This is a genomic window from Candidatus Venteria ishoeyi (assembly GCF_030378065.1).
Classification (GTDB): domain Bacteria; phylum Pseudomonadota; class Gammaproteobacteria; order Beggiatoales; family Beggiatoaceae; genus Venteria; species Venteria ishoeyi.
Map to the genome: position 1 here is coordinate 26,356 of NZ_JAUCGJ010000041.1, position 14,460 is coordinate 40,815.

At 47.2% G+C, this 14,460-nt stretch carries 12 protein-coding genes; 7 read left to right on the forward strand and 5 right to left on the reverse strand.

The window, feature by feature from the left end; translation table 11 throughout:
• Nucleotides 1-4: 4 nt before the first annotated feature.
• Together pgeF and QUF61_RS13405 are read left to right on the forward strand one after the other, a co-directional pair.
• Nucleotides 5-757 carry a peptidoglycan editing factor PgeF gene (gene pgeF, locus QUF61_RS13400; protein WP_289682136.1) on the forward strand — a complete coding sequence of 251 codons (753 nt, stop codon included), beginning with the start codon at nucleotides 5-7 and terminating at the stop codon, nucleotides 755-757.
• Between the two features lie 314 nt (nucleotides 758-1,071).
• Complete coding sequence (locus QUF61_RS13405) at nucleotides 1,072-2,184, forward strand: hypothetical protein (protein WP_289682138.1); 1,113 nt, start codon at nucleotides 1,072-1,074, stop codon at nucleotides 2,182-2,184.
• 121 nt (nucleotides 2,185-2,305) lie between these two features.
• On the opposite strand, the gene QUF61_RS13410 is transcribed toward QUF61_RS13405, so the two are convergent.
• From QUF61_RS13410 to QUF61_RS13420, 3 genes are read right to left on the reverse strand one after another with little or no spacing between them, the layout of a single operon-like run.
• Nucleotides 2,306-3,598 (reverse strand): TIGR01620 family protein, encoded by a 1,293-nt coding sequence (locus QUF61_RS13410; RefSeq protein ID WP_289682141.1) that lies wholly within the window; start codon nucleotides 3,596-3,598, stop codon nucleotides 2,306-2,308.
• A complete protein-coding gene (locus QUF61_RS13415) occupies nucleotides 3,595-5,037 on the reverse strand; it encodes a YcjX family GTP-binding protein (protein WP_103920558.1) in 1,443 nt (480 codons plus the stop codon). The genes QUF61_RS13410 and QUF61_RS13415 overlap by 4 nt, the downstream gene beginning before the upstream one ends.
• The gene (locus tag QUF61_RS13420) at nucleotides 5,034-5,369 is read right to left on the reverse strand and encodes a YqfO family protein (protein ID WP_103920562.1); all 336 of its coding nucleotides are present in this window, start codon (nucleotides 5,367-5,369) and stop codon (nucleotides 5,034-5,036) included. Before QUF61_RS13420 ends, QUF61_RS13415 begins: the two co-directional genes overlap by 4 nt.
• 116 nt (nucleotides 5,370-5,485) lie before the next feature.
• Here QUF61_RS13420 and QUF61_RS13425 point away from each other — a divergent pair, with 116 nt between their 5' ends.
• The 4 genes from QUF61_RS13425 to mltG all read left to right on the forward strand — a co-directional run bounded on the left by QUF61_RS13425 (nucleotide 5,486) and on the right by mltG (nucleotide 8,996).
• Nucleotides 5,486-5,980, forward strand: coding sequence for a hypothetical protein (locus QUF61_RS13425; protein WP_103920559.1), 495 nt, complete (start codon nucleotides 5,486-5,488; stop codon nucleotides 5,978-5,980).
• Between the two features lie 190 nt (nucleotides 5,981-6,170).
• Nucleotides 6,171-7,178, forward strand: coding sequence for a GTP 3',8-cyclase MoaA (moaA, locus tag QUF61_RS13430; RefSeq protein WP_289682144.1), 1,008 nt, complete (start codon nucleotides 6,171-6,173; stop codon nucleotides 7,176-7,178).
• Nucleotides 7,179-7,205: 27 nt separating this feature from the next.
• Nucleotides 7,206-7,580, forward strand: a complete 375-nt coding sequence (locus QUF61_RS13435; protein ID WP_103920561.1) for a hypothetical protein — start codon at nucleotides 7,206-7,208, stop codon at nucleotides 7,578-7,580.
• Between the two features lie 333 nt (nucleotides 7,581-7,913).
• The gene (gene mltG, locus QUF61_RS13440) at nucleotides 7,914-8,996 is read left to right on the forward strand and encodes an endolytic transglycosylase MltG (protein ID WP_103919750.1); all 1,083 of its coding nucleotides are present in this window, start codon (nucleotides 7,914-7,916) and stop codon (nucleotides 8,994-8,996) included.
• A gap of 52 nt (nucleotides 8,997-9,048) precedes the next feature.
• Here the strand turns inward: mltG and QUF61_RS13445 are convergent, their stop codons facing one another.
• Entirely contained in the window at nucleotides 9,049-9,966 is a 918-nt protein-coding gene (locus QUF61_RS13445) for a LysM peptidoglycan-binding domain-containing protein (RefSeq protein ID WP_289682148.1), read from the reverse strand.
• 216 nt (nucleotides 9,967-10,182) lie between these two features.
• Here QUF61_RS13445 and QUF61_RS13450 point away from each other — a divergent pair, with 216 nt between their 5' ends.
• Nucleotides 10,183-13,725, forward strand: a complete 3,543-nt coding sequence (locus QUF61_RS13450; protein ID WP_289682151.1) for a two-component regulator propeller domain-containing protein — start codon at nucleotides 10,183-10,185, stop codon at nucleotides 13,723-13,725.
• 47 nt (nucleotides 13,726-13,772) lie between these two features.
• Here QUF61_RS13450 and QUF61_RS13455 read toward each other — a convergent pair whose 3' ends face one another.
• Entirely contained in the window at nucleotides 13,773-14,171 is a 399-nt protein-coding gene (locus QUF61_RS13455; protein ID WP_103919755.1) for a DUF302 domain-containing protein, read from the reverse strand.
• Between the last annotated feature and the right edge of the window lie 289 nt (nucleotides 14,172-14,460).

Sequence of the window (14,460 nt, forward strand, 5' to 3'; positions counted from 1 at the left end):
AACTATGATACCCATTATCCGCCCAGACTGGCCCGCACCACCTCAGGTTTTTGCTTGTACCACCACCCGCATGGGGGGTGTCAGCCAAGCAGATTTTGCACAATTGAATCTGGGTGATCATGTAGGGGATGCTGCTGCTGCGGTGGCTGAAAACCGGCGCATTGTACAAGCCGAACTGGATTTACCCAGTCCACCCGTCTGGCTACAACAAATTCATGGCACGGAAGTGGTTGAATTACCCTGTCCGCAAACGCCCATTAGCGCAGATGCCAGTTGGACAGCACACAGCAATACCGTATGCGCCGTACTCACCGCTGATTGTTTACCCGTCTTGATTTGCAGCCGCGATGGCAAAAAAGTGGCGGCAGCCCATGCCGGTTGGCGGGGGTTACTGGCAGGTATTATTGAGCAAACTTTAAGCGCCGGACAGTTCCAAGCAGACAATACCTTGATTTGGCTGGGGCCAGCCATTGGCCCACAGATGTTTGAAGTGGGAGAAGAAGTGCGCGAGGCCTTCATCGCAGCCCAAAAACACAGCGCAACTGCTTTTGTTGCCAGCAAGCCCGGTCACTGGCTGGCAGACTTATACCAGTTGGCACGTTTGCGCTTACGGGCATCCGGTTTTACCCAGGTCAGTGGCGGTGATTTTTGCACCTGGCAGGATGCACGTTTTTTTTCTTATCGTCAAAATCCCCAAACCGGTCGCATGGTGAGTTTGATTTATACTCAAGGTGTGTCAGAATCCAATCTTAATTAACCTGAAATCAACATAAGGTTTTTTAAGAACAAATGCTTAAGGTAACTCGCAAGAAATAACACCCCCATAGCGCGCAGGATTTTTATCCGTTTTCAAGGCGTGAAAACCGGCGCATAGTGAGCTATGTAACGGTTTTTACAACGCAGAAAACGGGTAAAAAGACCAGCGAAATGGGGGTATTATTCGCTGCGAGTTACCTAAGTTCAGCACATACTATCAATAACTTAGCGTGAGTTGGAAGCGGCTTTCATCGCCATAAGCAATGAATAAAGCTTACACCGAACTCAGGTTAATTATTCCACTGGAGGAAGCTCATGAAAAAAATAATGTATTTGATGCTGGCCTGGAGCCTGTTTGCCTTGCAAACAGCACTGGCTGCACCAGAAATTAAACCCACGCAAGAAAGCTATACACCGGATCAGGAAGTGGTCATTGAATTTTCGGATTTACCTGGCAATCAAAAAGACTGGATAGTGATTACCACACCGGACAGCACCGCCTTTAAGCCCGGTAAAAATCGCCAATACAGCAAAGGCCAGAAATCGGGGGCAATGACATTTAAGGCATTAGCGAAAGGCAAATATGAAGCCCGTCTTTATCTGAATTATCCCATTGGTGGTTATAAAGTCCATGCCCGCAGTACATTTCAAGTAAGCCCAAAAGCAGCAGCAACGGCAGCAAGTTCTGAAGGTGATGCCCAGCCTGCCGCAGCCACTGAAAAAGTCCTCAAAGTTGAGACCAGCAAAGCAAAATTTTATCTGAATGAACCGGTTGTTGTGAATTTTGAAGGCATGCCCGGCAACCGTGAAGATATTATTGCCATTGCACCCCCCTCTGTACATACCCGCGTACTGCCGCAAAAATGGCAATACACCGCCAATAAAAAACAAGGCAGCATGGAATTTACCGGGCTGGAAAGTGGCAAGTACAGTATCCGCGTCTATTTTGAAATCGTGAAACATGGCTGGAAAGTACAACAATCCTATGATTTTGAAATTATTGATCCGCCCAGTGAAGTGAAAACTGAAAAAGCCCAATATACCGCTGACGATCCGGTTGTGGTGCAATTCTCTAAATTACCGGGTTTCAAAACTGACTGGATTGCTTTAAGTCTGAGCATCAAGCCGGACTCAGTTTATGATAAAACTGGCACTTATTCCTGGCGCACCGGCGGTTTAACCGAAGGCAGCCATGAGTTTCCTAAATTAAAACCCGGTAAATACCAGGCCCGTCTCTATTATAACTTCCCCGCAGGTTTATATATCGTCAAAGCCCGTCATGAATTTGAAGTCATCGACCCGGATGAAGCCGAAGAAGAGGGCGAGGATGAGGAAGAAGACGATGATGACGAGGACGAGGACGAGGACGAGGACGAGGATGAAGATGAAGACGACGAAGACGATGAGGACGAAGATGAAGATGAGTAGCGGAAACGTTTGCTTCGGGAATGTAGCTTAGTAGATTCCCTTGCGCAATACTTGGTATGACGGATAACACCCCTTCGAAGGGTGTTATCCGTGAAGCTATTTTTATGAAAAACGATATATTTTAAATAACCGCTTTCTTAAAACGCGATGTTTTATCACCCGTAATCGCTTTTTTCAGCGAGCGTAACACCTCATGGCGAATATTTTTCAGGCTGGGTTTTTCTTTGCTTTGAAACGGCAGAGGACGGCAGGCGTGCATGGCAAACAAACCAACGCGGGCAGTCATCAAACTGCTGCCCAAACCCTGTGCCATTTGTCCAGACACCACGGATAACACACCACCACCAAAGATTTCACCCACTGAGTCCGCCATAATTTCACTGACATCAGCATAAATCAGGTTCTGTACCACCGCGCCCAGCAAAGGAAACGAGGCAAAAAAGCCAGGGCGTCCACCATACAGCGTTGCCACATCACGAATCATTTGCATGTTACGCCATAAGGTGAGAATGGTGCTGATAGAAGCAATGGGGCTGATCATTACCATTAAAGCGGTTTCATTAGAGCGTTTCAAAACGATACGATAAGCCTGTTCATCCAGGTCTTTTAACACCTGCTGGGAAAATAACTGGCAGGCTTCGGTATCCGTGTGGTGATCGTTGGCAACGATATAAAAACGGTCTATGCCGGGTTTGACATCAGCACGTTGCTCATAAAAATGTGCAACCTTGTTCAGATATGGTGTGGCATGACCATAAGCATCATTTTCCAGCAGTGTTTCACCTTCTTCCTGCAAGGTGGAAACTGTGCGCAAGCGCCGGATTTCTGTCCAGGCCGACCAAGCCAGCCAACCTGCCGTAGCCGTGATCGTCAAGACCAGCAAGCTGAATACCAGACCCAGAAACAGACTGCCGTTAAATTGCGTTGCCAGAAAACGCCAGGTATCCACTACCAGCATCAACATCAATAAGGCTGCCAGCGAAGCGAATAACCAGCGCAGTGGAGAAAATTGCTGCGCCTGTTCCCGGTTAATCCGGGAAGACAATACTTCCGGCAGTGGCAGGCTGTCGAGTTTATCGAAAAACCGCTCCAGTGCTTCGGGTAAGTTGCGCTCAGTTTCGGGTATGTGAACTGGCTCATCGTCAATGCGCGCAAAATCCTCGGTCTGTGTGTTATCCACCGCTTTGATTTTTTCCTGAACCGGATGCTGAGCCGGATGCTGAATTTGGCGCTGAGTGGGCGCTTTTGCACTCGCAGTTGTCGGTTTTTCAAATTTTTCAGTAAAAGCCACAGGTTTCATATTGGCTTTTTCCGCAGTTTTTACGGATTGACTCACAGGTTTTTTTTCTTTGGCAACGGGCTTAGCCTCGTCTAACTCAAATACGATAGGAGCCTGCCAGGTTTTGGTGGTCATGAGAATTTATCTCCAAGCAAAAATTCTAGTGCACGATCCATGCGGATATGCGGTAATACGCCATTGCGCACGTTGGGTAAATGCGGGGGCCTGAAATCCAGGAAACGGAAACGACCGTCCACCCAGTCTTCTGGTAGCGGTATATCTGCCGGGATTTCTCCGGGGAATACTGCAACTGATTTATCACCTTCTTTTTGTATCCCCTGGATACAGGATAAGGCTTGTCCCTGATACTGTTGTGTCACCGCTTTAGTGCATTGCAATGATGCCAATGCAACGGTTTCCGTCTCTACACCCTCAAACATGACATTGTTATTGGCTTCCGTCAACATTAATTGTAAAAATCTTTCCAGATTTGGTAATTGATTCGGTGTTACATGATCCGCTTTGGTGGCGGCAAATAACAGTTTATCAATTTTCCCGTTCAATAGGCGCGAGAAAAAATTATTTTTTCCATATTGAAAACTTTTTAGCACCAGATTAATCGCAGTGCGCATATCCTGAAAAGTTTCATGACCGGTATTAAAGGCTTTGAGGACATCGGCTAATACGATTTGCCGGTCAAAACGCGAAAAATGCTCACGGTAAAATTTTCTGACCACATGTTCCTTATACGACTCATAACGGCGTTTCATCACATGATAAAAATCATTTCCAGATTTTGTAGTATTAGATGGGATACGCAGTAAAGGACAAAATTCCAGCAGGGGCGCACCTTTTAAGTCACCGGGCATGGTAAAACGTCCTGGTTGTAATAAGGTCAAACCATGTTCTTTCTTTTTACATTCCATTAAAAAATCAGTAAATAACTGGCTGGCTTTACGCAGGGTTTCATCCGTTGCCGGTTGCGTCACATCAACGCCATCCATAAACGTGCGCCAGGTGTTTGACAGACGCAAACGCGGTTCTTTATCACATAAGGCTGCGGTTTGTTCTGACCATTGTTCATAGGATAAATCCAGCAAGGGCAAATCCAGCAGCCATTCTCCCGGATAGTCGATAATATCAACATATAAGGTATTCACCGGTGAAAATCGGGCCAATACCGGATTGGCGGGCTTATAACGAATTGCCAGACGGATTTCACTGATGCCACTGGTCGGTTGCGGCCAGTCAGGTGGATTGGCGCTGAGTTTATCAACCGCCAGGTCATAGCGAAAACTGGGAATATGCAGATCCGGCTGCGGTTGCGCTTTTGTGCCCAGCAGTCGATCACTGTCAACAATCTTAAAAAAAGGTAAATGCTGGCTGTTGACACCGTGAATTAATTGATGCACCAGGGATGTGATAAACACCGTTTTACCACTGCGGCTTAAGCCCGTGACCGCCAATCGCACAGAGCGATCCATGCTGCGATCTAAAATTTCTCCAAAACTTTGCTGTAAATTATCCAGGCGATGGTGGATATCCGGGGTCAATTTAGAAAACCAGTCAGTCATGATATAATGCCCGGAAAGTTTTTAGCTTGTTTAATTTCGTAAACATCATAAGCGGGTTCCTCATAAGGATGCACCGCGATTAATGTTTTTAAGACGGCAGCAATGACAGTTGATTGACAAATCATTTCCACTTTATATTCATTGACTGTTTCGATAATATTTTCCCGCCCCAAAAAAGGTTGACTGCCCGCAAGCGGTCGAAATTGTCCCTGCCCCAGCGTTTGCCAGGAACAGGCATCATAGTTTTCAAAACGTCCCGCGCCCTGTTCAAACAAGGCATTTTTGACTTGCTCAAGGTGAGTTTCCGGGACAAAAAAACAGATTTTATACAAAATTGATTTCATAATCTAATAAATATAAAGTGTGGGCAAGCAAAGCCAAAAGGTGTAAAACTTGCATGTTTTAAAAATGCGCCCACTGAAAACATCATCATGGAGAGCCAATAATAATGCATATCATTGTGCGTATTTTACTACTGTTTGTTATCACCGGCCTGTTACCATCCTGGCAATCTGGATTATTGAGTTTCCATGGAAACCAGTTTAGTTATGCTGATACGCATCACACCCGCAATAATAATATTATGGCAGTGGCAAATAAAAAAAAGATAGCACATCCCGGAGCAATAAAAAAATTACATTATCAATGGCAAATACATTTTTCTGATGATTATGTTTTTTTATTATCAAAACAACGGCAAACGCTGGAACAAACACTGCAACGTCTGAAAATCAACAGTCAGGATAAAATTCTCATCACCAGCGGTATTGCGCCGGGGAAAAAGGGACTGGCAAATATTCAGGCGGGGAAATTACGCGCACAACATATTGCCCGCCTGATTTTCCCCTACACCCAGAACATTATAGTCATTCTGTCGCAACGCATGTCCGGACGGCAAGGCATACAGATAGAGCATCTGCCTCAGGTGCCTCAGGTTAAATAACGAATACATTTAACTTGTTTTTATTGTCTGTCTTTGGTGTTACAAAATGAGCGTAGAAATAAAAGAAGCGCAGTGTTTATATAAACTAACGAGATTTTAATCGCCTAAAGGCTTTACAGGTCGGTCATTTGAGGCGTAATATCCTGATATTCATAATTTACCGAGGCAAAGGATACAGGCGGAATCTTAAATGACCACAGCAAACACCCACCCACTTATTGATCGCTTTAATCGTCACATCAATTATTTGCGTATTTCTGTGACAGATCGCTGCGATTTTCGCTGCGTGTACTGCATGGATGAAAAAATGCAGTTCCTGCCACGCGAGCAAATTCTAACCCTGGAAGAAATTGAGCAGATTGCACGTGCTTTTGTGCTTTTAGGTGTGAAAAAAATTCGTATTACCGGCGGTGAGCCGCTGGTACGCAGAAATATTCTGTCTTTATTTGAGCGTCTGGGGGATTTACCGGGCTTAAAAGAGCTGGTGCTGACCACCAATGGCTCGCAGTTGTCGCAGATGGCAAAACCTTTGCGCGAGTCGGGAGTGAAACGGATTAATATCAGCCTGGATAGCCTGCAAGCAGATAAATTTCTGAAGCTGACCCGTAACGGCAAGCTGGATAAGGTACTGGCAGGGATTGATGCAGCACGGGAAGCGGGTTTTGAGCGCATAAAACTCAATGCTGTCATTCTGAAACACCGCAATCACGAAGAAGTACCGGATCTGGTGGATTTTGCCATCCAAAAACAACTGGATCTCACTTTTATTGAAGAAATGCCGCTGGGGCTGATTAACAGTCATGACCGTGCAGAGGCCTATTATTCCAGCGATGATATTCTGGCAGACTTAAAAACTCAGTACCAGATGCTGCCCACCCCGGAAAACACGGGTGGCCCAGCGCGTTATTACCGCTTGCCAGCGCATCCCGATACCCGAATCGGTTTTATCTCACCCCACAGCCATGATTTCTGCGACACCTGTAATCGCGTGCGACTTACCGCAGAAGGACGTTTATTGCTATGTCTGGGTCAGGAAAACTCGGTGGATTTACGTCGTATTGTCCGCGCCCATCCCGGTGATGCCGAGTATCTGCAAAATAGTTTACTCAAGGCCATACACAACAAACCGCACAGCCATGATTTCAGCCATGAAAAACCAGTTGAAATCATGCGTTATATGAATACAACCGGGGGATAATGGCTATTATTTATCATTATTAATAAAATGCAGATTATTGATTATATTGACAGTCCGGCACAGGCAGAAATTCGTGGTAAATTCGTGCAGTTCATCTGGGCGGAGGAAGCATATCTGGTTTTTGCACCAAAAACCTTACACCGTTTTCATGTGGATATCTTAAAACACTTTCTGGATGCGCAACACATTCTTTATCACCAGGATAATCCGGAAACCCTTCAAGTCGATGATGCCAATCTGAAAGTGCTGGGCGGTGGCAAGTTTTTATTAAACAGCGCTGAACAATCATTGCGTTTATTTGATAATTCCCTGGCGTATGGGCGTTTTGTGGAAGCGGGTTTAATCCAGAAAATCGCTGAAACAAAGCATCAATGGTCCGGGTTTAAGATTGACATAGATTAAGAGTTCGGCACAAGCTTCTTTCAGCGCTTATCGCGCTGAAAGAAGCTTGTGCCTCATGCTAAGGAGTGAGGATGAAATAAGTGCAGGAACTGGGCGCAGGATTTTTATTCATTTTCAAGGCGTGAAAACAGGCGCATAGCAAGCTATGTAACTGCCTAAGTCCAAACCGGCACAACGCAGAAAATGGAGAAAAAGACCAGCCAAGTTTCTGAAGTTATAAAATTCTCACTCCTAAGTTATATTGTTGATTTTAGATTTCAAACCAACACCCGCACAAACCTTTGATGACAGATTGGGTATAATGCGCAATTTCCTCAATCATTATTTGTTAATATGTTAAAACGATTTCTTGTGCGTTTGTTTTTAGCCATCCTGCTCTCGCTATTGTTAATCAGTGCGGGGGCTTATGCGCTGTATGAATACGGTTTACAGCGCCCCCTGCAACTGCCGCAAAAGACTACCTATTACACCATCAATCCAGGCATGGGCGTGAATCAGATCGCAGTAGCGTTGGTGCGGGAGAAAATCTTTAATTACCCCAACGCCCTGGCCTGGGTATTATGGGCGCGCAGCCAGGGCAAGGGGCATCAAATTAAAGCCGGGGAGTACAAAATTCTGCCCGGTAGCAATGCCCGGCAACTGCTGGCCTTGTTTATCAGCGGTAAAACCGTACAACATGCGTTTGTAATTGTAGAAGGCTGGACTTTCAAACAATTGCTGAGTGCTTTGCAGCAGACGCAAAATCTCAACCATCAATTGCCCAAAAATAGTGCTGCAAAAGTGGTCATGCAACAACTTGATCTGGCAGGCATCCACCCGGAAGGGCGTTTTTTCCCCGATACTTATTATTTCACCGCCAATACCAGCGATATTGCGCTGTTGCAACGCGCTTATCAGAAAATGCAAAAAGAACAACAAGCCACCTGGGAACAACGCAGCCCGGATGTGCAGGTGAAAGATAAAACTGCGGCCTTGATATTAGCCTCAATCATCGAAAAAGAAACCGCCAGCCCACAGGAATATACACAGATTTCTGGGGTATTCAGCCGCCGCTTAAAAAAAGGTATGCGTTTGCAAACCGATCCCAGCGTGATTTATGGCATGGGTGACAATTTTAAAGGCAATATCCGCAAAGCCGACCTGCAACGCGATACACCCTATAATACCTACACCCGCGCCGGTCTGCCGCCCACGCCTATCGCTTTGCCGGGACGCGCCGCACTGCTGGCGGCAGTACAGCCCGCAGCAGGTAACAGCCTGTATTTTGTCGCCAGCGGTAATGGCAGGCATTATTTTTCCAGCAATTTAAGCGAGCATGAATGCGCGGTGATGCGTTACCAGATTAAAGACAAAGCACCGCGCAAATTTGCCCGCCGTTGTCGGAAAAAACCGGGGTGCCGGGTGTGCAAGGAATGAAGGGAGATTTATTCTGAATAAATCCCCCTTTTTCTAAGGGGGAAACTCAGCACTATGGAATCACCAATATATAACCCGCTTCCAGGCCATCAGGATTGCTTAAAACATGTTGGTTGGCCTGATAAATGTCCTTCCAGCGTTGGGAGTCACGGTAATATTTATTTGCCAGCGCCGATAACGACTCACCCCGGCGCACGGTGTGGATGGCTTTGGCGCGGGTCAGTTTAGCCAGTTGCTGCTGTTCCTGCTCCAATCGCTGTAAAGCCGCTTGCTGTACAGACTTATCCTGTTTCTGACGGCGCAACTGCACATAATGTTTCACCGTACTGGCGGCTTTTTGGCGATAGGCTTCCGGGTCTGCCGTGCCGCCTTCGCTGATGGGCAGTTTTGCGCGTAAACTTGTGACTTGAGATTGTGCCTGGGTCAGTTGATTTTGTAATTGTTGTTGTTCGCCTTGCGCTTGGGTGAGTGCGCTTTGTGCCTGGGTTAATTCACCTTGTGCCTGGGTTAATTCACCTTGTGCCTGGGTTAATTTACCTTGTGCCTGGGTTAATTCACCTTGTGTCTTTTCTAAATCCACATTGAGTTTGCTGGCTTGCGTTTTTTGCTCGGACAAGGCTTGTTCCAGGCTGCTCAGTTTTTCCGTAGCACTGCTTTGCGCTTTTTCCACGCTGGCAAGGTTCTGTTCCAGTTTTTGTTTTGTTGCCTGCAACCGGTTGATGTCTGCCGCTTGTTTTTGTGCTTCAGTGCTGGCTTGTTGCAGTTTTTGTGTGCTTGTTTCTAATTGCTGCTGACTGTTTTGCAAGCTTGCTTCCAGTTTTGTTATTTTTTCCTGTAACGGCGCAGTTAATGATTCAGTCTGCTGCGCTGCTGGCGGCTCAGCGGTCGGTGCTGCCACATCCGTTTCCGCCATGACTGCTGGTGCAGCTAACAACCAACCCGCCATACTCAAAAATACACGTACACTCATGATAAAAAAATCCTCCAGTGATAAGGCGCAGCTTGGTTTTCTATTACAAGCTGCATGATAGAACTTGTTTTTATTAAGGCAATTGCCCGAAGCCCTAATCATACGCAAGCTACCCCTATAAATACAAGTGATGTTCATACTTACAAGTGATGTTCGCAGTAAATGGAGTACTATACTAAAAGATAAGGAACAGATTGTAATTACAGGGGAAATAAGATGTTTAAGCCTACTTATTATTTGCTTTTGTTATTGATGTTTATCAATTTTCCATTCAGTCTTGCTGCCAGTCTGCCATTTAATCAGGAAAACAGTGGCTGGGAACTTTACACCCATAGAAAAACCATCCGTGATGTCTTATATGCCGGAGCTGATAAAACCTTGTGGGTTGCCACTGAAGGCGGTCTGGAACAACGTGATTATCAAACGGGTGCTTTGTTGCAGGTTTTCACCAATCTTGATGGCCTGCCTTATAACAGCGTGATGGCATTGGCAACAGATGAGCAGCATAATATCTGGGTTGGCACCGAAGGCGGGGGTTTAGCCCGCTATAGCAAATCCGGTAGCTGGACTTATTACACGGATCAAGCGGCATCAACAACTGTGCTACCCAATAATTATATCAGCGCCCTGCTGTACACCCATGACGGGCTTTGGGTGGGGATGCAGGATCACTGGGGTGGCGGTGGTTTGGCATGGTTAAATCAAAATCAGGAATGGACTTATTTTACAACAGAAAACTCAGATTTACCCGGCGACAGCGTGCACGCACTGGCAGATGATGGCGCGGGTGGTGTATGGATTGCCACTTTAAGTGGTTTGGCACATAGCGATAACAACAATGTCTGGTCTTTGTACCAGTCCGCCAACAGCCCGTTGCCAGATGATAGCATACAGGCGTTAGCGGTGGCTGACAGCGGCCTTTGGATTGGCACTCAAAGCGCGGGGCTGGCACATTTGGATCAACAAGGGAACTGGTCTTTTTATTCCACTGAAAATTCACCCTTACCGGATAACTGGATTGAATCTTTGGCGGTGGATGCCAACGGCGGCTTGTGGGTGGGTATGTCCTGGCAGGGTGGTTTGGCATATCGCGCCGCCAGTGGGGAATGGCAATTATTTAACCATTACAATTCCGGCCTGCCTGCCAATTACGTATTGAGTCTGTTAGCGGATGCTAATGGTTCTCTGCTGGTGGGTACGGAAGCCGGTATGGTCAGGCTGACAGCGGATTTACAATGGCTGCCCCTGCCGGGGGATGAAAATGGTTTGCCTCACAATAGTGTATTGTCTTTGCTGCATGATGCGCAGCAGGGCTTATGGATAGGCATGGAAGCTGGTGGAGGTTTGTCTTATCTCAGCCCGGAAGGTGAACTGCAACAACCGGATTATGTGGATTATATGGGCCATGTTAACGCCTTGATTGCCGATGGTGCTGGTGGTATCTGGGCCGGTAATAACGGTGGCTTGGTGCATCGCTCAGCCAGCGGAGAATACACGCTGTACAATCTGCAAAACTCAGATTTACCGGATAATCTGGTCACTGCACTGGCTTTGGATGATCTCGGTGGATTGTGGGTAGGTACGGGATTATCTAATGGCAGCGGTGGCAACTGGCAGGGCAGTGGTTGTGGCAGCAGTCCAGCGGCAGATATTAACAGCCGGGGCGGTGGTCTGGCGTATCGTGATTCGCAGGACAACTGGACAGTATTTAACCAAGGTAATACCCCCTTGCCGGGTAATTATGTCAAAACCCTGCTGACTGATGACAGTGGCGGTATCTGGGTGGGCTTGTCCTCCCAATATCAACTGGATTGCCCCGGTGGTCTGGCTTATCGTAATGCCAGCGGGACATGGCAGCTTTACCAGCGCAGTGATAATAGTTTGCCAGGGGAATTTGTCCACGCTCTGGCGCAAACCAGTGCCGGTTTATGGGTGGGTTTTGGCGATCCCAATGCGACCGGCGATAGCAATCTGGTTTACGGGGGCTTGGCCTTGTTCAATACTCAGGGTCAATGGCAGCATTACAGCACCAGCAATTCCGCACTGCCTGATAATCGTGTAATGGCTTTATTGGCAGATGATAATGATGGTTTATGGATAGGCATGAGTGGCGGTGCGGGTGGTGGCGGTCTGAGTTACCGTAGCGCGATGGAAAGCTGGCTGCACTTAAATTCAGATAGTTCCGGTCTGCCGGATGATAGTGTCACGGCCTTGCAGGCGGATAACACGGGTGGTTTGTGGATAGCGACGCAATGGAGTGGCATTGCGCATCTGGGTTTTGGCGAAAAAGTCCAGTTAAGCCAGCTTACAGATAACACAACGCTGCAAAACAGCTTATTACACGGTGAGCGGGCGGCGATTATTATTCATCCGCGTGGTTCTAATGCTGGTTATCAACAAGCTGCGGCGCTGGATTTTATGGCAAGCTATGCCTATCACACGCTACACGCCCGTGGTTATGACAACCAGGAAATCTATTTTCTGTCTTATCAGCCCAGTCTGGATGTCAATGCCGATGCTTATGCCGATGCTAATGTGATCGATGCCCCGGTGACACTGAGTACTTTCCGGGCGGGAGAAAATCCCCGTGATCTCACGCTGGATGATGTCTCTCTGGCGTTTGAGTGGGCCAAACAACAAGGCAGTCTGGATGAGCCTTTGATAATATTTTTTATTGACCACGGTATTCCTGGCGGTCTGCTGCTTGACCCGCAAGGCCAGGACATACTCAGCACGGCACAGTTAAAAACCTGGCTGGATGATTATCAGCAACATACCGGCAACGCGCTTGTGCTGGTCGTAGAAGCCTGTCACAGCGGCACACTGGTATCGGATTTGGCGGCTGAGCAGCGCCTGATTATCAGCAGCACCGATGAAGACCTGGCTTATTATGACGATTTGGGGCGCTCTTCATTTCTGAAGCTGTATCTGGATCAACTACGTCAGGGCGCGACTTATCAGGAAGCCATGAACCACACGCGGCAGCTTATCAGTGGCTATCGCAAGCCCTTAAACCGCCAGAACCCGCAACTGGAAGATTCCCGCAGTGGTTTATTTGCTAAACAGCATTGCCTGAACGGTTGCTTCGGCGCTTTACCCGGTATGCTCACGCTCACGGTGAATACGCCACCCGCCGTGGTTGCACCGGGAGAGAGTATGGAACTGCAAGTGGAAACCCAGATACCGGGCGGCAGCGTGCGTTCAGTGTGGGCTTCAGTCGTGACCCCGGAAGTTGCCAGTCAGCGCACGGAAAATGGTTATTCGCGCCTGCCCACGCCGGTTGTGTACTTGCGCCGCAGCGCGGAAAACACCTGGAGCAATAGTTTCAGTGATTTTTCCAGTCAGGGCGATTATGTCTTTTCCATTAAAGCGGAAGATAACAGCGGTTTTGTCACTGAATCCCAGCCTTTGCTGTTTTCCGTGCCTGAAGGTCAGGCGCTGGCTTATCCTGATTTTGACGCACTCAGTAATCGTTTGTTGCTGCCTGCGATCACCATCCCGCAAGCTGATGACAAACCACTGCTGTATCAAGCGGAAATGCTGCTAGATGCCAATAGCAAACTGGTTTTGGATACCGCCAGTCTGCAATTAAGTACACAAGCCCAGGCGGCTTATGTCAATTATATTCCCTTGACCCAGACCCTGTTGATTCCTGAACTGCCATTTGCTGGAATGACTTACAGTCTGGAATTAAAGCTGGATTTAGATGCGCCACCGCCACTGATACAGTTTGATATAGAAAAAATTGAGTTACCATAGCGTGTTATAGGAGAAATCTGACCAAATCCAGCTTTTCCACAGTAGTCTTAGGCAGAAAAGTAGGGTGTCAGCTTTTCCAGCATGGCATCCACTTCCTGGGCAACTTGTGAAATTGCTTCATTTTCTGCCAGAGCAAGTACTGCCTGCGCAGACATCAAGCTGACAAAAACCCGCTGCTCTTCAGTTTCCCGTACCACAACATTACAGGGTAATAACGCGCCTGCATCGGGATCGGCTTCAATAACCCGTCTTGCCAGTGGAGCCATGCAGGCACCAAGAATACGGTAGCCCGGTATCTCATGATCCATTTTTTTCTTGAAAATTCCCTGCACATTAACATCGCTGACAATACCGAATTTTTCTGCGCTCAATGCAGCAATGACTTTTTCCACTGCGTCTTCAAAACTATCAAAATCAATCGTTAATTCAATTACATTGGTATACATTGCTCACATTCCTTAGTTTTTTTCTATTACGGTTTTATTTTCCATGCACAAGGTTAAAACCCTCGCCTTTCAGGCGAACAGATTTATCTCTAATGTTTAACGGTAAAACTTAAAATATGGGTTTTAGCGCTAACACCCCAAAGGGGTATTTTAATATAGCCAGGGGCAACGCCCCAGGGTAGAGAATGGCACGGATACAATTTCAGGGGCGTTGCCCCACTACCATTAACTTAAGAAAATATTCAGCCAGCCCCAAAGGGGTATAACATACCAGCCCAGGGCAACGCCC